This is a genomic window from Sphingobacterium sp. MYb388, from assembly GCF_037479535.1.
In the GTDB taxonomy this organism is placed as follows: domain Bacteria; phylum Bacteroidota; class Bacteroidia; order Sphingobacteriales; family Sphingobacteriaceae; genus Sphingobacterium; species Sphingobacterium anhuiense.
This window is the reverse complement of the sequence record NZ_JBBGYV010000001.1, coordinates 218,031-238,334: the sequence shown is the minus strand read 5'-3', so window position 1 is coordinate 238,334 and position 20,304 is coordinate 218,031. Positions and strand designations below refer to the sequence as shown.

The window sequence follows — 20,304 nt, the reverse complement described above, 5'->3', positions numbered from 1 at the left end:
ATATAACACCTAAAAAAAATGCAGAAAATTAATCCTACATATTTTACTTATTTCTTAAGTGAAAGAGATGAACAGGGAGTCGTATTGATTAGCCCCTTAATTTCTACAGAAACTATCCATGGAAATGACTTAGAGCGATTAGAAGAATTTGTGACCATCATCCGTGATCAGATTGATCTCACTGAAGTAAAAGGAATAATATTCAAAAATCCACTTATAGGCCAAGCTATTAACTATGATATTTTACTTCAACAAGCATCAGATGAAAATTCATTTAAGCTACGTTTGAAATCACTCCTTTCAAATTTTAAGGAGCTTAACCAACAAAAGAAACCCATTGTCGGTCTAATGGACAGTGATTGTATGAGTTTACAGCTTTCGACACAACTATGGGCACACTGCCGGATTGCCCTTGAGCAGATAAAAATAGGATTTCCAGAAGTCAACTATGGATTATTTCCAGGGTTTGGTGCCACCATACAAATAACAGAGATACTTGATGCACAAGATGCTCTTCCATTGGTGCTACAGGCTAAAATAATCACAGCACAAAAAGCTAAAGAAATAGGTTTAATCGATCTCATTTCTTCAAATATAGATCATGCAATCTTTCAAGCCAAAACATGGATCTTAGAACATGTGCATGAACAGGCTCGGAAACCAACTCCACCATGGGATGGAGCACAATGGGATAATCTTACCGTACCCATCAAAAAACGTAACCTAGGAATTAAGCCAAACATAGACAACTGTATGGCAGTTATTTATCAAAAACACAATCTTCCAAAACAAGAAGCACTCCGTATTGAAATAGCGTATTTTATCCAGACCCTGCGCGATCCTATTACCTGCAGTATCATCCGGACTCAGTACTTCGGTATAAATGAAGCTACAAAAGCTACAGGTCCATTAGCCAATAGCTCATATGAATTAAAAAGGATGGCAATATTAGGAGCTGGTATGATGGGGTCTGGAATTGCTTTCGAAGCTGCTCGCTCAGGAATTGATGTTATCTTGAAAGATGTGACTTTACAACAAGCAGAGCAAGGAAAAAAATATGCAGAAAAAGTATCAGCAAAATGGGTGGAACTGGGAAAAATGAATGAAGAAAAAAGACAGGCTCTCCTCTCCCGAATCTCCCCTACAGATCAGACAAAAGATTTTGGAGAAGTTGATCTCATTATCGAAGCTGTGTTTGAAGACAAAAATCTTAAGGCGGCTGTCAGTACTGAAACACTTCCTTTCCTAAATAATAATGGTTTTTTTGCGTCCAATACCACATCATTACCCATCAGTGAATTGGCTTTAGTAAGTCCGAAACCAGAAAACTTTATTGGAATGCATTTTTTTTCACCTGTAGATCGAATGGCTTTAGTAGAAATCATACGCGGGAAACAAACTAGCGAACAAACCCTGTCTAAAGCTCTAAAAGTAGTCCGTCAACTTGGAAAGATTCCAATTGTTGTACATGATGGCCCTGCATTCTTTACTTCCCGTATTTTTTTCAACTACCTACTGGAAGCAGTGACGATGCTGTTGGAAGGTATTCCTGCATCTCTCATTGATGAACAGGCAAGAAATGCGGGGTTTGCTGTTGGTCCTTTGGCAGTTCTTGATGAAATTTCGCTATCGCTTATGCTGCATGTATACGACCAGCTTCCCCATCTACATCCAAGCCAGAGGCGATGTTATGATTATTTAAAAAAACTTGTGGATAGTGGACGAAATGGACGAAAATCCAATCGAGGTTTTTATGACTATGAAATTGCATCTGGAAAAAAAACAATTTGGCAAGATTCGAATTTACCGACCTTAACTACATTGCCCGAAACCATCAACATTCAGGATCGATTATTACATGTTATGGCATTGGATAGTTACCGATGCTTAATAGAAGGGATACTCGACAGGCCGATCGATGGCGATATCGGCGCTACCTTAGGGATTGGCTATCCCATTCATACTGGCGGTGTCTTTGGTCATATAGACCAAGTTGGACTCCAAAAATTTGTAAAAGACTGTCAGCGTTTTGAGCGACTAGGTGAACAATGGATGATTCCAACCTCATTACATCAGCTCGCCGCAGAAAATTTCACCTTTTATTTAGGCCTTCAATCCAACTGGCCTATCCAAAAACAAAATTTATAAATTCAAAAAAGGTTTTCATAAAAGTTTTAAAAAAAACCTTTATGAAAACCTTCTCTAACTAACTAACTAACTAACTAACTAACTAACTAACTAACTAACTAACTAACTAACTAACTAACTAACTAACTAACTAACTAACTAACTAACTAACTAACTAACTAACTAACTAACTAACTAACTAACTTTATTTCACCATCAAATCAACTAACTGATTAACATCCATATCGATAAAAGTATCGTAATCCAATGTTGCATTTAAGATTTGTTTCTGTTGTTTATCTGCAAATATGCGGGCCAAATTAATCCTGTATTTTTCAATCAGTTTAGGAATACCTTCATCGCGGCGGCGTGGATGCCCTATTGGATATTCAACCAAAATTTCAGAGAGCTTTGTTCCATCATTTAATGTAATCGTCAATCCATTTGCAATTGCCCTTTTTTCAGGATCATGATAATCTTCTGTTAATTTAAAATCTTCGATACAATTCATTTTATCACGCAAAACATCAATTCGAGGATCCATAGCTATCCGATCTTCATAATCTTCTGCTGTCAATCGGCCATAGATCAAAGGTACCGCAATCATATATTGTATACAATGATCTCTATCAGCAGGATTATGAAGTGGCCCCTTTTTATCAATAATGCGAATAGCAGCTTCATGGGTCCTAATTTCTATATGCTTAATAGACTCAACAGTTTTCCCTATTGCTTTAAGTTGATCATGCAGCAACATGGCGGCCTCAACAGCTGTCTGAGAATGGAATTCAGCAGGAAAAGAAATCTTAAATAAAACATTTTCCATCACATAAGAACCATAAGCTCGCTGAAATTGGAATTCCTTTCCTTTGAACGAAACATCATAAAATCCCCATACTGGAGCCGTTAATACGGAAGGATATCCCATTTCCCCTGTCTTGGCTATCAATGCTAACTTTACAGCACGTGAGGTTGCATCGCCTGCTGCCCAAGATTTACGGCTACCTGTATTGGGTGCATGACGATATGTTCGCAGTGCCTGCCCATCAACAAATGCCAGTGAAACAGCATTGATCAATTCATCACGACTTAATCCCAACAATTTACCAACCACAGCTGTGGAAGCTACTTTAACAAGAATGACGTGATCTAAGCCCACTTTATTAAAAGAATTTTCCAAAGCAAGAACACCCTGAATCTCATGTGCCATGATCATTGCTTCTAAGACTTCCCTTGCTTTTAAAGGTTTTTCACCCATAGCAATACGGGTTCTACTCAACCAATCAGCCGTTGCTAAAATACCTCCTAAGTTATCCGAAGGATGTCCCCATTCTGCCGCAAGCCAAGTATCATTAAAATCCAACCAGCGCACAATTGTACCGATATTAAAAGCAGCCTGTATCGGATCTAATTGGTAGTTTGTTCCAGGAACTTTCGCACCGTTTGGCACAATGGTACCAGATACCACCGGACCTAACAATTTTGTACAGGCAGGGTAAGTGAGCGCTTCAAAACCGCATCCTAATGTATCCAAAAAACAGTAAAATGCAGTTCTCCATGCAACTTTGCTTTCAATCTTATATTGAAGTACATAATCTGCAATATCAGCCAAGACCTGATCAACCGGTGGTCGTTCATTCGAAATTTGTGATGCCATTTTTTCTAAAAAACTATTCGTAAATATTAAATTTCAATTGTTGTGTTCATTTGTATATTTTCTCACATTACCTTTCAGAAATAGGAATATAAGGTCTATTTTCTGGTCCGATATAGTGAGCACTAGGTCGAATGATCTTCCCGTCCTGACGCTGTTCAAATACATGTGCCGACCATCCTGTTATCCGTGACAGTACAAATAAAGGGGTAAACATTTCTGTCGGGATACCCATTACATGATATGAAACGGCCGAATACCAGTCTAAATTGGGAAACATTTTCTTTTCTTCCCACATCACAGATTCCAAACGCTCGGCAATGGAATATAGTGTCATATCGCCCGCTTCCTCCGATAGCTCCCTAGCAATACGCTTAATAACCTGGTTACGCGGATCTGAAATGGTATAAACAGGATGACCAAATCCAATAATAACCTCTTTATTCGCTAACCGCTTACGAATATCAGCCTCCGCTTCATCAGCATTGGCATAACGACTCTGTATTTCAAAGGCTACTTCATTAGCACCACCATGTTTTGGTCCCCGCAGGGCACCAATAGCTCCTGCAATACAAGAATAAAGATCCGATCCAGTACCTGCAATAACACGGGCGGCAAAAGTAGATGCGTTAAACTCATGTTCAGCATACAGATTAAGAGACACCTGCATGGCTCTTATCCAAGATGCAGATGGCGGCGTGCCATGCAACAAGTGTAAAAAATGCGCACCCAAAGTTCCATCGGTAGTTTCGACATCAATTTCTCGGCCATGTTGGCTAAAATGATACCAATACAATAAAGCAGAAGCCATAGAGGCCATTAAACGGTTGGCAATATCGCGCGCACCAGCACTTGGATGACTTTCCTTTTCAGGTTGAATACTCCCAAATACTGAAACATAAGTTCGAAGAACATCCATTGCATGAGCAGTTGTCGGCAATTGTTTTAAAACTTTCTGTATCGCGATCGGTAATCCACGTTGACTTATTAATTGTGCCTGATAAGTGGTTAATTGCGATTTAGTCGGTAAATTTCCATAGATCAATAAATAGGCTACTTCTTCAAAACTAGCCTGATCTGCAAGTTCCAAAATATCATAACCTCGATAATGTAAGTCATTACCACTTTTTCCGACGGTGCTTAATGCTGTATTGCCTGCGGCAACACCAGATAATGCGACGCTTTTCTTGGGTTTAAAACCCATTTCATTTGTTTCTGTCATCATGCTTAGTATTGAACAATTGATCTAGTTTATTTTCATATGCATAATAATTAATGCTACGATAAAGTTCTTCACGGGTTTGCATACCTACCAGAACGCCAGCTTGCGTACCATCTTTTCGAATATGCTGATATACATTTTCAGCCGCTTTATTAGCTGCTCGAAAAGCAGAGAGCGGATATAAAATTATTGAAACTCCTACTTGATGTAATTCATCTCGAGTAAACATTGGCGTTTGACCAAACTCTGTAATATTTGCTAAAACAGGCAATTGGGTTGCATCACGAAATCGTCTATATTGGTCCAGTTCATGAACAGCCTCTGCAAAAATAAAATCAGCTCCAGCCTCTTTATAAGCGATAGCTCGATCTAAAGCCGCCTCTAAACCTTCGGATGCTAAAGCATCTGTACGGGCGCCGACTACAAATGTATTATCCGTACGTGCATCCACAGCTGCTTTAATACGGTCCACCATCTCTGTCTTAGATACCAATTCTTTTCCTGGTCGATGTCCACAACGTTTTGCTCCCACCTGGTCCTCCATGTGAACAGCTGCGGCACCAGCCTTGATCAAAGACTGAATCGTACGTGCTATATTAAATGCCGAGGGTCCAAATCCGGTATCGATATCGACCAATAAAGGGACTGGACAAACGTTCGTAATACGCTGCACATCAACCAGTACATCTTCCAGCGTGGTAATCCCAAGATCAGGAATTCCCAAAGAACCCGCGGCAACTCCTCCTCCCGATAAATAAATGGCCTGAAAACCTGCTTGCTGAGCTAGCAGAGCATGGTTCGCGTTGATAGTTCCAACCACCTGTAATGGTTTTTCCTGTTGCATTGCTTCTCTGAAAAGAAGCCCTGGAGTTTTTATCATATAATTGGATATTATAAATGAGCCCGATAGCCGAGCAGATGCATTAAACTTTTTATTGTTTAATGTCCAAGAAATTTTCTCCTTTATTATCGTACTGAAAAAAGTTCCCTTATTGCTAAAGATAAGAAAAATAATGGTCGTGATCACCATCTTTAAAGATCATTTTTCATGTAAATGTTAAAAGTACACACTCTCAACAACATCCTTCAAAATATTGATTATCAAAAGTTTTATTGTAAAAAAACACTTGATAAAATAATTAAAAAGGCTAAATACTGAGACAATATGCATATCCACTGGGTCAGATGATGAGCAATAGAATTAGCGATAATTATATTGCTTATTACTACAAATTTATTTAAGTTTGCTTGAACGCAATATTTTAAGCATAATCCCTATTTAACCTTTTTTAAACCGTTTCACTACATCAATATGAACCTTAAAACTATCGGTTTATTTTTTCTTTTGCTCACTTTATGTCAGCATAACTACGCTCAAAAAATAACCTTATCTTTTGGCGAAGAAGTACAACTTGAGGATCTACTTTTATCAACAAAGCCCACTAAAAATTCAATCAACTGGTTAAATGTAAACACAGCCAAAGATACTTGGCGTTTAAATGGAAAATCACTCATATGTACAGGACTTCCTATTGGTGTCATGCGTTCTGAAAAACTATATGAAAACTTTATTATCCATGTCGAATGGAAGCATATCTATGCAGGAGGTAACTCGGGTATCTTTGTATGGTCGGATGCAGAGCCCGATTCCATAGGAAGACTTCCTGGAGGAGTTGAAGTGCAGATGCTGGAATTGGATTGGGTAAAACAGAATACCAAAGACGGTGTTGTTCCGCCAATCGCTTACGTTCATGGCGAATTATTTGGTGTGGGCGGTGTGGAAACAATACCAGATAATCCACGCGGTACAAGAAGTAAAGCGATAGAGAATCGGGCTAAAGGAAAAGGAGAATGGAATAAATATACGATCGTCTGCGTGGACGGTACAATTAAATTAGCTGTGAACGGAAAATTTGTCAATGGTATTCGCAATTCGACTATTAAGAAAGGGTACCTATGTCTTGAATCTGAAGGTTCGGAAATACATTTTAGAAATTTTCAATTAATTGAACTTCCTCCAAGTGTTACCCACATTTCTCAAATCGTAAAAACAATAATACAATAACCACTTAACTTCGTTGCTGCTCTTTTAAGAGCAGTTTAAAACAGAAAATTTAACAGCTAAAAATTAAAAATAATTAATTTCGGATCTTAATTGTAAGTTACAAGCAAAAAAAAGAAAACTTTTGATTTCGTTTACTGTTATATAATAAACAACAATCGTTAATTATATAGAAAACTTACGAATCATGAAGAAATTAGCATTACTACTTACAATTATGGGGGGAATAGCTTTCGGCGCAAATGCACAAAAGATCGAAACTGTTCCACAAAGTTCAGCAGATGTTGGAACTGCCCCAATAAAAAAAGGTAACTGGATGGTTGGTGGTTCCTTAGCAAATCTTGGTTATAGTTTTGAAGGAAAAGCATTTAATATCAACGTACAACCTCGAGCTGGTTATTTTGTTTCTGATGGTATCGCGATCGGAGCTCAAGCTAACTTAGGATTTATTGCTGTAAAAGATCATGATAACGAATGGAATTATGGTATTGCACCTTTTGTCAGATATTATTTCCCAGAAGGTTCATCTTCGTCAGGACGTTTCTTCGGACAAGGTGATATTGGTATCGCAGGTAGTTCAGTTGGAAAAGGTGCTTCCTTAGCTTTAGGAGCAAATCTTGGTTATGCACACTTTATTACAAGAACAGTTGCACTTGAGGCTACTGTCGGTTATAACTATACCAAATCGAACGTTAACTTAGGTGAGAAGTCTTCTGGCTTAGGAGTAGGACTTGGATTCCAAATCTATTTACCTGGTCAGAGATAAAAACAGATTTTTGCATCGTATAAAAAAAGCACATATTCATCTATGTGCTTTTTTTATTAACGTCATTTATTCATCATAAAACAGACTTCATTAAAAAATCATGAACATAATACGTTCTTAGGTTTTATTGTCATCACAGTCTGTTCATGCCAGCTTGTTGCTACTGGACAACCCAATCTTTCATTATAATAAATATCAGATACAACATGCTCTTTTTCGATTTTCACCTCCAGCTGAAACATACTGTCCAAATCATTTAAAATACGTTGCTGATACTCCTCTCTTTCAGTTGCCGCAGGTAAAGTAATTTCATAGCAATACAAATACTTCTCCCTCCATAATGCGGAGTCTCCACAATCCTGAGTATGTAAATACTGACACCGATTATCATCATAGATAAAAATACGTGAGACAGGAAAATTTGCCGATAAACCAAACGCAAACAAGTAAAATTCATAAATCGCCATATTGACTAATGAGATTCGAAGTATATCGGCTTTTTCATCGCGCACAACAGCACTGTAAGAATCAAGTCCATTTAAAGGAGATGTAAACTGTGCATAGTATTGTTCCGGAGGTTTTACTTTTAAAATGCTTTTTAAAGGTTGTTCCCGATTATGAGTTTGAAACTCCTTCATGACACGAGTTTTAAAACGATCTTGCCTTAATGTTTTCATTCTTATTATATGTTTATAAGTTTTTCGTGTAATTAAAAGCTTTAGCTATACTAAGTATGTTCCCAAATCAATTGACTTCCCTATAAAAAATTGAAAATAAAAAACCGACCTACTACATTCACAAATAAACAAGAACATGCATCTATCATAGAACACAAAAAACTCACTTAAATTTATTGTATCAAGAATAAATTAGTCATGAAGATTTCTCTATCAGTGCCACTTGCCAGACAAGTAGGTCGGAAAAATCATAAGATACTAGCCGTTCACCATCTTTACATAAGCCGTTACAAATATGAAAAACAGACAACATGAAGTTGACAACATGTTGTGAAAGTTGACGACTAGACTTATAATTTTTTTTAAAATATCATTATCTAACAAATTTTAATATAGCATGCATTTTATATAAATAGTGCATGTAAAAAAATGCGATCAAATCAAATGTCTACATGGCTTCAATCCCATGAATATTAAGAATTCTCCCTCGTAGAAATAAAGATAAAAATAATGCATACAAGAAAAGGCACCCTATTGGGTGCCTTTTCTTGTATTATAGTGCACACGTAGTTCTTACCAATAAATTGAATATAGGGCAACCACAATCATGAGTACTAATAATGATCCAATAACAAAACCATTGTGAGATTTAAACATTTTTGCATCAATTTCTAATCCTTTAGGGACAATACCACGTTTGTTATCAATCAAACTAATGATTACCATGAAGATCACACAGATGATAAATACAAAACTCATCCTGTCTATAAATGGAATTTCATAAATACCTGTTGTTGGATTCAGCACAGAGAATCCGGTGCTTGATAAGAAAGAAAGGTCCATCATATCTGGCAACTTTTTGAATAGTACAGATAAAATAAAGCCTCCAATCGTTGCGAACATCGCTGCATTTGATGTTGTTTTTTTCCAAAAGAACCCGAGAATAAACATCGCAAAAATACCCGGAGAAACGAATCCTGTATACTCTTGAATGTATTGGAATCCCTGTTTTCCTTCTCCCATTAGCGATTCACCTAAAATAAGTGCCAATCCTGTTCCTAAAATCATAGAAACAATAACAGCTATTTTTCCAACATTAACCAAATTCTTTTCAGAAGCAGTTTTATTAATTGCTTTTTGGTAAATATCTAACGTAAAAATGGTCGCAATACTGTTTGCTTTCCCCGCTAAAGAAGCGACGATTGCAGCAGTCAATGCGGCAAAAGAAAGACCTTTTAAGCCTGCAGGCAAAAGAGTTAAGAGCGCTGGATATGCTTTATTTGGATCCTGTGCTCCAGTTGAGGTCAATAAGCTTGATGCATCAATAGCACCTAAATTTTTATTTACAATATAGTAAACAGCAATTCCTGGGATCACAACAATCACTGGCATTAAGAGTTTTAAAAATGCAGCAAACAATAGACCATTTCTTGCTGTTGGCAAAGAAGCTCCCAACGCACGCTGTGTAATATACTGATTACATCCCCAGTAGCTTAAATTGGCTATCCACATACCTCCGATCAGAACACTGATACCAGGTAAGTCCATATAATTAGGGTTGTCGGTTTTGAATATCATATGGAAATGTTCAGGAGCATCATTATGCAAAGTGGTAAAACCAGCTAAAACACCATTACCATCTGAAATGATATTAAGTGCTAAGTAGGTAGCTACCAAACCTCCTAATACTAAGAAAAATACCTGAATAACGTCTGTATACCCAATAACTTTCATACCACCTAATGTGATGATGATAGCAAAAACAGCCAATAACATAATACATAAAGTCAAATCTAAACCAGAAATACCACTGATAGCGACAGCTCCAAGATATAAGATCGACATTAAGTTGACCACGATATAAAGCATTAACCAAAATACAGCCATGATCATCGCTACAGTACTATTATAGCGTTGGTTTAAAAACTGAGGCATGGTAAAAATCTTATTCTTAAGATAGACCGGCATAAAGAATATGGCTACAACAATCAGGGTTATGGAGGCCATCCATTCATATGCTGCGATTGCAAGTCCCATTTTAAAGCCCGAACCGCTCATTCCAATGAATTGTTCGGCAGAAATATTTGAAGCGATCAAGGAGGCACCAATAGCCCACCATGTCAATGATCCTTCAGCCAAGAAATAGTCCTTTGCTCCTTCTGACGCTGACTTCTTTTTGTAGTAGATCCACAAACCATATGAAGCAACAATTATAAAGTATACAAAAAATACAATATAATCCTTCGTACTTAAAATAGTATTCATTAGTTAAGATTAATTAGATTTTGATATAAAAATGTGAGGCTAAATATAGAAATATTTATTGCAGAATCACATAAAAAAACCGACACAAAACTTATATAATCAATTTCACTCATCTCAAAATAGTTCAATTTTTATGTTTTTTTCCCAATTTTCTTTGTAATTTTGCACAATAATGTCAAAAATCTCATCAAATAGAGTTATTCGTTATACCTCTTTATTATTACTTTTCGTAATACAATTATTATTTTTATTAGCAATCTTTAAGGAAAATAACTCAACTATTGCCCTATCATTCTTCATCATTCTAATTTCATTCTTATTACTTTTCTCCTTTTTTAAGTCGCCAGTTCATCATAATAAATTAGCGTTTGAAAAAGTTTATATTGCCGTATGGGTTCCAATTGGTGCGATAAGTTGTTATTTTTTAAATCACGCATTTGGATTAGGTTCGGTATTTTCAGCAAGTTTAGTAGGGCTCACCGGCGCCTTAATTCCGTACCTAAACAAAAAGTCAAGTTATCTGCCCCATCTACCTCCTGCTATTTATTGCGGTGCATTCGTAGGTATGTCCAATACCAAAGTAGCTCATGATATTTATTTCATTCTCGCAGCCAGTATCTGTACGGCTATTCTGCTGATCATATCAAAAAGTTTGTTGAACGGAATTGGCGGAAAACTTGGAACATTGGCTTTTGCCGGAGTTACCATTACCTACTTGATTCTATTTTTATTTTCTAGATAATGATATTTACAGCGATTCTCATATTTACAGGAATTTTCGGGAGTTTACTCACTTATTATTTTAACAATAAGCTGAAACTTGGAGGTGTACTATCCTCATCCCTATTGACCAGCATTGTTGCTGGATTTGTCCACTTTTTTCCTTCTCATATTCCAAAAGAATTAGTCAATCATATTCCGCTGATTTTTATTGGGTCTTCTTTTGTTGGTATGGTTTCGAGCAATCAATTGTCTACATTTATCGGAGTTTCACTTTCCGGTCTTGTATACAGCCTGATCTATATCAACACCAGTAAATTTTTTGATGGTTTTGGCGGTGCATTAGGTACTTCAGCGTGCATATCATTACTGGTAATTATGAGCATACCTTATCTTCGGTCAAATCATAAAATGACACTGGGTTTCTTTCAGTTACGCCGTATGATATTTAAGAACACCAGAAGAAAATCGCAAAAAAATACCTAGTCGTGTACCAATACCTTAAAAATCTACTTTTTCAATAAAAGGCAGCAGCTCTCTTCCCTAAAAATCTCAGAACCTTATCGAAAATAAGAGCACAAAAAAATGGTTTGAGTACTATTATTCCCGCTTTTAAGAGAAATAACAGCCCCAAACCGTAAGATGCAAAATCTTCTCAGAGATTACAAAACAGTAACATTAAAGTGTTACTCGATTATCCTCACTGGTATAATCCATAAATATATCATTATCAAGCTCAACTTCTTTCACCTTTTCTTTAGTTTTCAGTTTTAATGTAGTAACAGCCTGATTACTCTCCCAAACTTGTGGTGTAAAATGAATTTTTTCTTTTTCACCGTCCACATAAGTCAATATCACATCAAATGGAATTGCAAATCCACCATTATTTTCAATCTCTAAACTAATGGTTTTATTTTTTTGACTGACCTTAGACACCTTCAGATCGATATAATGATTACTAAAATACCAGTTATTCCAGAACCAATTGAGATTTTTTCCAGATCCTGTATTGAAGGAATAAAAATAATCCCAAGGAGTCGGATGCTTCCCGTTCCAATTATCCATATAATGATGTAAAGCTTTTCTGAATGCTTCGTCCCCTAGATAATCTCTCAGTGCCAAATAAGATAATGCCGATTTGATATAGGCATTATTACCATAACCCTTACCGCTCAATTGTGATGACAAAGAAATCAATGGCTGATCTTGTTCAGTAGCAGGATCCTGAATCCATCCTTTTACCCGAAATTCTTTAAACAATTGCTTAGCAGCTTCCTCTCCATTTTCATCCATTCCAATAAGCAATTCCAAAGCTGTAGCCCAACCTTCATCCATAAAAGCATAACGGGTTTCATTAGTTCCCATATAAAAAGGAAAATAAGTATGGGCAATTTCATGGTCTACAGTTTGTCTAGCATCCATCAAGTTATCCGGCACACTGCTATCATTGACCATCATCGGGTATTCCATATCCGCAAATCCTTGAATTGCAGTCATCGTTGGAAATGGATATTCTACTCCTGGCCAATTTTTAGAGAACCAGTCAATACAGTAACGCTCCCAACCTACATATTGCTCGAAATCCTTAGTCCCATTCAGATAAGCCGCCTGAACACTTACTCTTTTACTTTTCAATTGAACACTAGAAGCATCCCACACATAATGATCACTCAAAGCAAAACAAAAATCAACGATATGATCTGCTTCAAACTTCCAGATGTTCCAGTCATGCTGTTTTGTCACCTTTTGTGTCTCCATTTCTTTTAAATTTGCAACCGTAATCACTTGGTCCGAAATCAAAGATTTTTTAAAACGGTCTAATGTTTCAGTTTGCAGTACCTCTTCTGGATTTAGAAAACTTCCTGTAGCCCATACTACATAATTTTTTGGAACGCGGATTTCAACTTTATAATCATTGAAATCATTATAAAATTCCTGACGTCCGTTATGTTCCAAGACATCCCATCCATTATAATCATCATAAACTGCTATACGCGGGTATGCATACGCACAGAAATAGGTACCAGGATCAATCTGCCCCTCACGGTCACTGGATAATGACAATGGATATTCCCATTCCATTTCGACTGTGACAGAAGATTTGGGATCAACAGGTTTATTCAACTTAATGCGATTGGCGGTAGTCCAGTCCTTACTATCGATAACATACACTTTATTATCTACTTTAAACGACTTCAACTTCAGTCCCGAAGTGAGAAAATCTGTACTGACGTCCGCAGCTCTTGCGGCTGTAGGTTTATGTACATTATTAGCAAAATGAATAACAAGATCTTTTAATGCATTAAGACTATTGTTCTCATATTGAATACGTTCTTTTCCAGAAACAATTTTTGTTTCTGGGTTTACCGTTACCTGTATGTGATATTGCGCTCTGTTTTGCCAATATTTTGCACCTGGTGCACCGGTTAAACTTCGCGTTTCATTTTTATAAGCCTGCTTAATATGACGAGGAGTATATAATTCCTGAGCGTGCAGGAATATGTTACAGACGACAATGTAAACCAGACTGAAGAGAATCTTTATTTTCATGTACTTTTTTTTGCTAAAGATAAGCAGTTCCTAAACGTCGTACAACAAGGAGATGTGTCGTATATTAAAAATTACTGGCTAAAAAATATCGCAAGTCTTACTTTTAACCGTATTTCCTCAATAAAATAATTCTTGAGACCAAAGAGATATCGATAATTGTATAAGAATCATGAGTGCCAAATAAAAAAAATACAAACAAATTTATCTAAGTTTGCATACTATCTATATGACTAAAACGTTAAATTTTATACTCATATGTTGCAATATAAACTTGATACATGAAAAGATATTTACCTCATTTTAAAGCTGTTAACATAACTTTAGTTTCCTTATTACTTTTGTTCGCAACACCTATCACCCCAGTTCTTGCTCAGGTCACTATTGTATCGGACTCTTCTAGATTAGAATCAAAATCCACCTATATGCAGCATAAAATTGATTCTAACGCTTCTTATCAATATGATATATCCGATTTATTTCGTAACATTCTTCATCCAAAAAGAGAGCGAAACCCAAATAAAAAACGTTCTGGAATTACCCTGATGCCTGGTGTGGCCTTAAATCCCACTATTGGAGCTCAAATCGGAATAAAGGGAGTTGCAGGAATTGTACTGGGAGATAAATCGAATACCACAATGTCTACAGCAGCATCAACAGCTTCAGTAACAACAAAAGGTATTATGGTTTTTTACGTAAGCCATAACATCTATACCAGAGAGAATAAATGGAATATCCAGGGAGGATGGGCTATTGTTAAAATGGTCAATCCAGATGCCGGCTTAGGAATGACTAAAACTTTTTCTGGACAAAATGATGATGATATTCTTGCTAACCCAGACAAAAACATGTTTGTCTACAAGTATACATCCTTTAGCATCAATGAAAAGCTCTATAAACGGGTTTCAGATAATCTTTTTCTGGGTGCTGGTTTTGCATTTGACATTCGCAGAAATATCAAAGCATCGACCGAAAACAATGACAATCCAAATTACGTCTATAGTAAACGTTATGGTTTTGATCCTGAAAAATTCAATTCAAATGGTCTCCTGTTTAATGTTCAGTATATGACACGTGATAATCCCAATCGTGCGTATAAAGGAATTTATTCGGATATTGGAATTCGTATGAACCAGGAGTGGATGGGCAGTAGTAAGAATGCAATTCAGCTTACCACAGATTTTAGAAAATACATTAGTCTTTCTGAGGAAAACCCTGAACATGTACTTGCATTATGGAATTATGGATCTTACCGTATAGCAGGAAGACTACCTTATCTTGATCTACCAGGAACTGCCAAAGATAGTTATGCACGGTCAGGGCGCGGTTATACGCTTGGGTTTTTCAAAGGCTTATCTTACTTCTATAATGAGGCAGAATACCGGTTCCCGATACTTCGTAATAAATTTATCAGTGGAGCAACCTTTTTTAATATCCAATCGACCAATAACGATATGGACAGCAAATTATTTCAATCTTGGAGAGCTGCTGGAGGAGCAGGATTACGTATTCTGTTTAATAAAGCCACACGCACTAATTTATGTATTGATTATGCTTTTGGTGGGTATCATCAAAGAGGTCTATTCCTTGGATTAAATGAAACCTTTTAAAAAGCAGGCTTAATTGAAGTTTTTCATTATTTTAGGGGCAAATTGTTTTTGAGCCCCAATATCATATGTCTGTTTTTAAATCTGCTTTCTACGCATTAATACTATTTTCACCTTCTCTATATGCACAGGAGGTTAGTAAAGATACCATTACATCCTATCAATTAGAAACAGCAAAAGTGTCTGGCTATTTTACAGAACAGCCCCTATTAACAACACCAGGATCTGTTTCTATAGTCGGGCAGAAAGCAATTCTTAGTCAAAATGGAGCTACTTTATTACCGAGCTTGAATACCGTTCCGGGCTTACGGATGGAAGAACGCTCACCAGGAAGCTACCGTTTGGCCCTTCGTGGTAGTTTAATCCGTTCTCCTTTTGGTATCCGTAATGTGAAAATATATGTCGATGAATTTCCAATAACAGACGCAGGTGGGAATACTTACCTCAATCTTATTGATCCGGCTTCCATTTCGCAAATTGAAGTTCTAAAAGGTCCTGATGGATCTATTTTCGGACCGAACTCGGGAGGTGTACTCATGATTAAACCTAATGGCTTTCAACATAGTCCGTTATCGAAAACCTCACTTAACCTTGCTGGTGGATCTTTTGGATTCGCACAACAACAACTTTCGATACTACAGCAGATCAACCAAAAATATCAATTTTCCCTTGATCAAAGTTTTACAAGATCCGATGGTTATCGAGAAAATTCGGCTTTAAATAAAAAAACTATTCAAACAGCACACCTATGGAACTATCATCCACAAGCAAGTCTTAAAGTCTTTGCCATTTATAGTGATTTGAATTATCAAACACCAGGAGGACTTACGCTAGAACAATATCAGGAAAACCCACGTATGGCACGTCCCGCTACTCCAGCCACACCATCGGCTAAACAACAAAAAGCGGCGATTGATAATAAAACCTTTTTCGGAGGAATATCCCATAAAATCAACATAAGTAATAAACTATCCAATACGACCACTATTTTTGGCTCATCATCAAAAATAGAAAATCCATTTATCAGTAATTATGAATATCGAGATGAACAAAACTTAGGGTACCGAAGCTATTTTTCTTACGAATCGCAGGATCAATTGAATTGGCAATTGCAAATTGGTACAGAAGGTCAAAAAGGTTGGTATGATATTGCTAATTATGATAATAAAAACGGAGTTTCCACCGATCCTCAAGCAGAAGATAAATTGGAAAATTGGCAGAATTTCTATTTTGTAAGAGGTAAAATTATTCTTGCAGAAAAATTGACCGTGGAGGGTGCTCTTGGGTTGAACCAGAATCAAATTGCTTATAGACAAGTATATCCTCAAACCTCGCAACAAAAAGAACGAATCTCTTTTGGAACAACGTGGATGCCGAAGTTTGCGGCATCCTATCTGCTTACACCAAAACTAGCCATCCGAGGTTCCATTTCCTCTGGATTCTCAGCTCCTACAATTGCTGAAGTCCGATCATCGGACAATATCATCAACACAGCTCTGAAACCTGAATCTGGTTACAACAAAGAGATCGGATTACGATGGGAATGGATGAACCGTCGTTTTATTACCGATATATCCTACTATCAGTACAAAATGAATAATGCCATTATTCGCCAGTTAAATGCAAATGCGGTAGAATATTACCAAAATGCTGGAAAGGTAAACCAAAGTGGAATTGAGAGTTCCATTATGGGGTACATTATAAAGCCTTCTTCAGAAAAGTTGGTGCAGGCGCTGTACATCAATTCGAGCGTGACCTACAATCATTACCGATTTAAAGATTATGAGATAGGGAATAACAATTATGATGATAATAAACTTACTGCAGTACCGGACTGGATTATTGTTCATGCTTTAAACCTAGATTTTGCCCATCAACTTGGTCTCCATGTGCAACATAATTATACGTCAAAAATTCCGCTAAATGATGCAAATACAGCATTTGCAGATTCCTATCATCTGGTTCAGGCAAAGATCCAATGGGGATTCAAATTTTCAACTAAATTCATGGCAAATGTATACCTCGGAGTGGATAACCTACTGAATGAAAAATACAGTTTAGGAAATGACATTAATGCATTTGGGAATAGATATTACAATGCCGCACCAACACGAAATTTTTTCGCTGGACTAAAACTAAGTTATTAAATGAAACGGGACTATATCATCAGAAAACATTCAACTGATGAAGCTATACCTTACGATTTACTGTTATTGGCAGATGAGACGAAAGAAGCTATCGACAAGTATATTTCGACCTGTACCATCTTTACATTAGTACATCGAATAACTAACGAGATTGTTGGAGTCATGGCAGTAAAACAAATAAATTCAGATACGGTTGAACTAAAAAATATTGCGATCACAGCACAGTACCAAGCGCAAGGTCTGGGCAGCGACATGCTGTCTTTCTTAAAATCCCATGCACAGGAAGAAAATTTACTGCATATCTGGGTTGGTACTGCGGATGTAGGCTTTCAACAGCATCGATTCTATATGCGCAATGGTTTTGAAATGAATCACATCCGTCATAACTTCTTTATGGAAAATTATGCTGACCCTATTATAGAGAACGGACTGCAGATGAAGCACATGCTTGTCTTTGCATACCGTTTAAATACGAATACAGATTAAACTACCTGCAACACAATATAAATAATTATACATACCTTTAAAAATAATAGCTTTACAAAAAGAGCATTTAGATACCATGAGCAATTTCAATTATCCATTAAACTTTCTATTTAAAATTTCGACTTTTCATAATGACTTCACCATTAAGGATAGTGAGGATCGTACACTCTTTTATGTTCGTCAAAAACTGTTCAAGCTTAAAGATGAAATTATGATCTTTTCAGACGAAAGTAGATCAGAACAGCAGTATGGTATAAAAGCAGACCGTTGGTTAGATTTCAATGCAAATTATACTTTTACAGATACCAGAACTACTGAAATGATTGGTAAAGTAGGCCGAAAAGGAATGAGATCGATATGGAAAGCTAATTACAATGCTTTAGACATAGATGGTCTTGAAGATTATACCATCAAAGAAGACAATGGCTGGGTAAAAGTTGGCGACAGCTTTTTAGGAGAAATACCGATACTCAATATTCTCACCGGATATGTATTCAACCCCTCATACACCATGTATGATAAAGAAGGAAATAAAATATTACAGCTCAAGAAAAAACCTTCTTTTTTCGGCCGAAAATTTACATTGGACAAACTCGCGGATATCAACCCAAAGGATGAAACAAGACTTATTCTTTGTTTTATGATGATGATCTTACTAGAGCGCGAAAGAGGATAAAATAGAAAAGGAGAATACAAGATGTATTCTCCTTTTCTATTTTATAAACCTTTAATCTGACGGTTCAAGTGATATAGCTTAACAAGCCTTTCTATAAAAAACAGGATCAATATCGCATAGATGATCTGAGAAACTAACAAGGCATTTTCCTGCTGCGGTAAATTGAATTGGAGGTCTTTCCATGACTTGCTGAGTAGATAGTTCAGTCCAAGCCCAAATATCATTCCTGCTAAGAAAAAATAAATTCCTCTCTTACGATCCTCTAAAACAGCAACCGCTTTTTTTTCATCCTGTTCGATTGTTTGCATTACACGACTTTCAAAATCAGAAAAAGGCATTTTAAGTTTACTGCTCTGCATTAATGTCTTCATTAATTCATCATTATTTTCCATGCTACACATTTGCTTTATTCATTAATTCCTTCAATATGGCGTACATTCGTTTACGGCCCCGGTGCAAGATCACTCTTGTATTTGCATCAGTCCAGCCCGTTATTATCGAAACCTCTTTGATACTTTCTTCCTCCAGATAAAATAACCGTAAAGCCAAACTTTCATTTGCCGGTAATAGACAAAGTGCTTCATTGATCATCTGACTCCGTTCTTCTTCCTCCAATAAAGTCAGGTCACTTTCATCGATCACCTCTTTATCATAATCTGACTGAAAATCTAAGACTTCAATCTTAATTTTTCGCAATTGCATAAAGGCTGTATTGACGACAATTCGATATAACCAACTGCTAAATTTGGAGTGCTGATTAAACGTGTCGAGTTTATGGTAACATTTGACAAAAGCATCCTGCGCGACTTCTTCTGCAAGCGATTCGTTTTTCACAATACTCATTGCAACAGAAAAGACCATATCCTGATATTTTTGTAAAAAATATCGAAAGGAATCGCGATCTCCCGCTAAAACTTTATCAATATACTGTTGATCCATCAATCCCTATCCTGCTTAGGTTTATCTACATAATTCGCAACAATCATGGCAATACCGCCACAAAGTACAATAATCGAAACTTTAAGTACACCGACAATATTTTCGGTCTGATATTGCGAAATTAAACCAACTATCAAAAGCCCGATGCCAATTCCCACTGCAAATATACCTAAACGTAACCATTGTGAAATTCGAACTTGCTTTTTATAAAATTGAGATAAGTCCAGCCCTGCTTCGATCAAGGCCATACGCTCTTTATTTCTTGCTTGAAAATAGTAATAAAGCGTGAAGAAAATTGTACTAAAAAATGATACGAACATAATCGCACCCATTGTTTCCTTTTCCATAATTTATATTTTTCTCATTAGATGCAGACCGATCATCAAATGTTACAACTTAGCACTATAAA

The 20,304-nt window shown here is 36.6% G+C and carries 18 protein-coding genes; 9 read left to right on the top strand and 9 right to left on the bottom strand.

Annotated elements, in window-relative coordinates:
- Positions 1-18 precede the first annotated feature (18 nt).
- Positions 19-2,148 (top strand): 3-hydroxyacyl-CoA dehydrogenase NAD-binding domain-containing protein, encoded by a 2,130-nt coding sequence (locus WH188_RS01075; RefSeq protein WP_339423071.1) that lies wholly within the window; start codon positions 19-21, stop codon positions 2,146-2,148.
- Positions 2,149-2,332: 184 nt separating this feature from the next.
- On the opposite strand, the gene WH188_RS01070 is transcribed toward WH188_RS01075, so the two are convergent.
- From WH188_RS01070 to prpB, 3 genes are all read right to left on the bottom strand, one after another.
- Positions 2,333-3,784 carry a bifunctional 2-methylcitrate dehydratase/aconitate hydratase gene (locus WH188_RS01070; RefSeq protein ID WP_339423070.1) on the bottom strand — a complete coding sequence of 484 codons (1,452 nt, stop codon included), beginning with the start codon at positions 3,782-3,784 and terminating at the stop codon, positions 2,333-2,335.
- A 67-nt stretch (positions 3,785-3,851) separates the two neighbouring features.
- Positions 3,852-5,006 carry a bifunctional 2-methylcitrate synthase/citrate synthase gene (gene prpC / locus WH188_RS01065; protein WP_183915458.1) on the bottom strand — a complete coding sequence of 385 codons (1,155 nt, stop codon included), beginning with the start codon at positions 5,004-5,006 and terminating at the stop codon, positions 3,852-3,854.
- Positions 4,987-5,883 (bottom strand): methylisocitrate lyase, encoded by an 897-nt coding sequence (gene prpB / locus WH188_RS01060; protein ID WP_132771876.1) that lies wholly within the window; start codon positions 5,881-5,883, stop codon positions 4,987-4,989. The genes prpC and prpB overlap by 20 nt, the downstream gene beginning before the upstream one ends.
- Positions 5,884-6,315: 432 nt before the next feature.
- Between prpB and WH188_RS01055 the strand changes: the two genes are divergently transcribed.
- Together WH188_RS01055 and WH188_RS01050 are read left to right on the top strand one after the other, a co-directional pair.
- The gene (locus WH188_RS01055) at positions 6,316-7,068 is read left to right on the top strand and encodes a 3-keto-disaccharide hydrolase (RefSeq protein WP_339423069.1); all 753 of its coding nucleotides are present in this window, start codon (positions 6,316-6,318) and stop codon (positions 7,066-7,068) included.
- Positions 7,069-7,252: 184 nt separating this feature from the next.
- A complete protein-coding gene (locus WH188_RS01050; RefSeq protein WP_021190911.1) occupies positions 7,253-7,831 on the top strand; it encodes a hypothetical protein in 579 nt (192 codons plus the stop codon).
- A 98-nt stretch (positions 7,832-7,929) separates the two neighbouring features.
- Here WH188_RS01050 and WH188_RS01045 read toward each other — a convergent pair whose 3' ends face one another.
- Together WH188_RS01045 and WH188_RS01040 are read right to left on the bottom strand one after the other, a co-directional pair.
- Positions 7,930-8,508: a hypothetical protein gene (locus WH188_RS01045; protein WP_339423068.1), complete on the bottom strand. Its 579-nt coding sequence runs from the start codon at positions 8,506-8,508 to the stop codon at positions 7,930-7,932.
- Positions 8,509-9,081: 573 nt separating this feature from the next.
- On the bottom strand, positions 9,082-10,773 hold the full coding sequence (locus tag WH188_RS01040) for a sodium/sugar symporter (RefSeq protein ID WP_132771878.1): 1,692 nt from the start codon (positions 10,771-10,773) through the stop codon (positions 9,082-9,084).
- 172 nt (positions 10,774-10,945) lie between these two features.
- On the opposite strand from WH188_RS01040, the gene WH188_RS01035 reads away from it, so the two are divergent.
- Both WH188_RS01035 and WH188_RS01030 read left to right on the top strand, forming a co-directional pair.
- On the top strand, positions 10,946-11,515 hold the full coding sequence (locus tag WH188_RS01035) for a hypothetical protein (protein ID WP_206368662.1): 570 nt from the start codon (positions 10,946-10,948) through the stop codon (positions 11,513-11,515).
- A complete protein-coding gene (locus tag WH188_RS01030; RefSeq protein WP_021190909.1) occupies positions 11,515-11,979 on the top strand; it encodes a hypothetical protein in 465 nt (154 codons plus the stop codon). The genes WH188_RS01035 and WH188_RS01030 overlap by 1 nt, the downstream gene beginning before the upstream one ends.
- A gap of 192 nt (positions 11,980-12,171) precedes the next feature.
- Here the strand turns inward: WH188_RS01030 and WH188_RS01025 are convergent, their stop codons facing one another.
- Complete coding sequence (locus WH188_RS01025) at positions 12,172-14,043, bottom strand: M1 family metallopeptidase (protein ID WP_339423067.1); 1,872 nt, start codon at positions 14,041-14,043, stop codon at positions 12,172-12,174.
- Positions 14,044-14,321: 278 nt separating this feature from the next.
- Between WH188_RS01025 and WH188_RS01020 the strand changes: the two genes are divergently transcribed.
- From WH188_RS01020 to WH188_RS01005, 4 genes are all read left to right on the top strand, one after another.
- Positions 14,322-15,650, top strand: a complete 1,329-nt coding sequence (locus WH188_RS01020) for a BamA/TamA family outer membrane protein (RefSeq protein ID WP_339423066.1) — start codon at positions 14,322-14,324, stop codon at positions 15,648-15,650.
- A gap of 65 nt (positions 15,651-15,715) precedes the next feature.
- A complete protein-coding gene (locus WH188_RS01015; protein WP_339423065.1) occupies positions 15,716-17,794 on the top strand; it encodes a TonB-dependent receptor in 2,079 nt (692 codons plus the stop codon).
- Positions 17,795-18,280, top strand: a complete 486-nt coding sequence (locus WH188_RS01010; RefSeq protein ID WP_132771883.1) for a GNAT family N-acetyltransferase — start codon at positions 17,795-17,797, stop codon at positions 18,278-18,280. It begins immediately after the preceding gene.
- A 76-nt stretch (positions 18,281-18,356) separates the two neighbouring features.
- Positions 18,357-18,956 carry a hypothetical protein gene (locus tag WH188_RS01005; protein WP_339423064.1) on the top strand — a complete coding sequence of 200 codons (600 nt, stop codon included), beginning with the start codon at positions 18,357-18,359 and terminating at the stop codon, positions 18,954-18,956.
- 41 nt (positions 18,957-18,997) lie between these two features.
- Here WH188_RS01005 and WH188_RS01000 read toward each other — a convergent pair whose 3' ends face one another.
- The 3 genes from WH188_RS01000 to WH188_RS00990 are packed head-to-tail and all read right to left on the bottom strand — an operon-like array spanning position 18,998 to position 20,242.
- The gene (locus tag WH188_RS01000; protein ID WP_132771885.1) at positions 18,998-19,348 is read right to left on the bottom strand and encodes a hypothetical protein; all 351 of its coding nucleotides are present in this window, start codon (positions 19,346-19,348) and stop codon (positions 18,998-19,000) included.
- Position 19,349: 1 nt separating this feature from the next.
- Complete coding sequence (locus WH188_RS00995) at positions 19,350-19,895, bottom strand: RNA polymerase sigma factor (protein ID WP_132843927.1); 546 nt, start codon at positions 19,893-19,895, stop codon at positions 19,350-19,352.
- Positions 19,895-20,242 (bottom strand): DUF6249 domain-containing protein, encoded by a 348-nt coding sequence (locus WH188_RS00990; RefSeq protein ID WP_168128100.1) that lies wholly within the window; start codon positions 20,240-20,242, stop codon positions 19,895-19,897. Before WH188_RS00990 ends, WH188_RS00995 begins: the two co-directional genes overlap by 1 nt.
- Positions 20,243-20,304 lie beyond the last annotated feature (62 nt).

Coding starts and splice junctions, on each gene's coding strand:
- WH188_RS01075 (WP_339423071.1), top strand. CDS start 19: ATGCAGAAAATTAATCCTACATATTTTACTTATTTCTTAAGTGAAAGA.
- WH188_RS01070 (WP_339423070.1), bottom strand. CDS start 3,784: ATGGCATCACAAATTTCGAATGAACGACCACCGGTTGATCAGGTCTTG.
- prpC (WP_183915458.1), bottom strand. CDS start 5,006: ATGATGACAGAAACAAATGAAATGGGTTTTAAACCCAAGAAAAGCGTC.
- prpB (WP_132771876.1), bottom strand. CDS start 5,883: ATGATAAAAACTCCAGGGCTTCTTTTCAGAGAAGCAATGCAACAGGAA.
- WH188_RS01055 (WP_339423069.1), top strand. CDS start 6,316: ATGAACCTTAAAACTATCGGTTTATTTTTTCTTTTGCTCACTTTATGT.
- WH188_RS01050 (WP_021190911.1), top strand. CDS start 7,253: ATGAAGAAATTAGCATTACTACTTACAATTATGGGGGGAATAGCTTTC.
- WH188_RS01045 (WP_339423068.1), bottom strand. CDS start 8,508: ATGAAAACATTAAGGCAAGATCGTTTTAAAACTCGTGTCATGAAGGAG.
- WH188_RS01040 (WP_132771878.1), bottom strand. CDS start 10,773: ATGAATACTATTTTAAGTACGAAGGATTATATTGTATTTTTTGTATAC.
- WH188_RS01035 (WP_206368662.1), top strand. CDS start 10,946: ATGTCAAAAATCTCATCAAATAGAGTTATTCGTTATACCTCTTTATTA.
- WH188_RS01030 (WP_021190909.1), top strand. CDS start 11,515: ATGATATTTACAGCGATTCTCATATTTACAGGAATTTTCGGGAGTTTA.
- WH188_RS01025 (WP_339423067.1), bottom strand. CDS start 14,043: ATGAAAATAAAGATTCTCTTCAGTCTGGTTTACATTGTCGTCTGTAAC.
- WH188_RS01020 (WP_339423066.1), top strand. CDS start 14,322: ATGAAAAGATATTTACCTCATTTTAAAGCTGTTAACATAACTTTAGTT.
- WH188_RS01015 (WP_339423065.1), top strand. CDS start 15,716: ATGTCTGTTTTTAAATCTGCTTTCTACGCATTAATACTATTTTCACCT.
- WH188_RS01010 (WP_132771883.1), top strand. CDS start 17,795: ATGAAACGGGACTATATCATCAGAAAACATTCAACTGATGAAGCTATA.
- WH188_RS01005 (WP_339423064.1), top strand. CDS start 18,357: ATGAGCAATTTCAATTATCCATTAAACTTTCTATTTAAAATTTCGACT.
- WH188_RS01000 (WP_132771885.1), bottom strand. CDS start 19,348: ATGGAAAATAATGATGAATTAATGAAGACATTAATGCAGAGCAGTAAA.
- WH188_RS00995 (WP_132843927.1), bottom strand. CDS start 19,895: ATGGATCAACAGTATATTGATAAAGTTTTAGCGGGAGATCGCGATTCC.
- WH188_RS00990 (WP_168128100.1), bottom strand. CDS start 20,242: ATGGAAAAGGAAACAATGGGTGCGATTATGTTCGTATCATTTTTTAGT.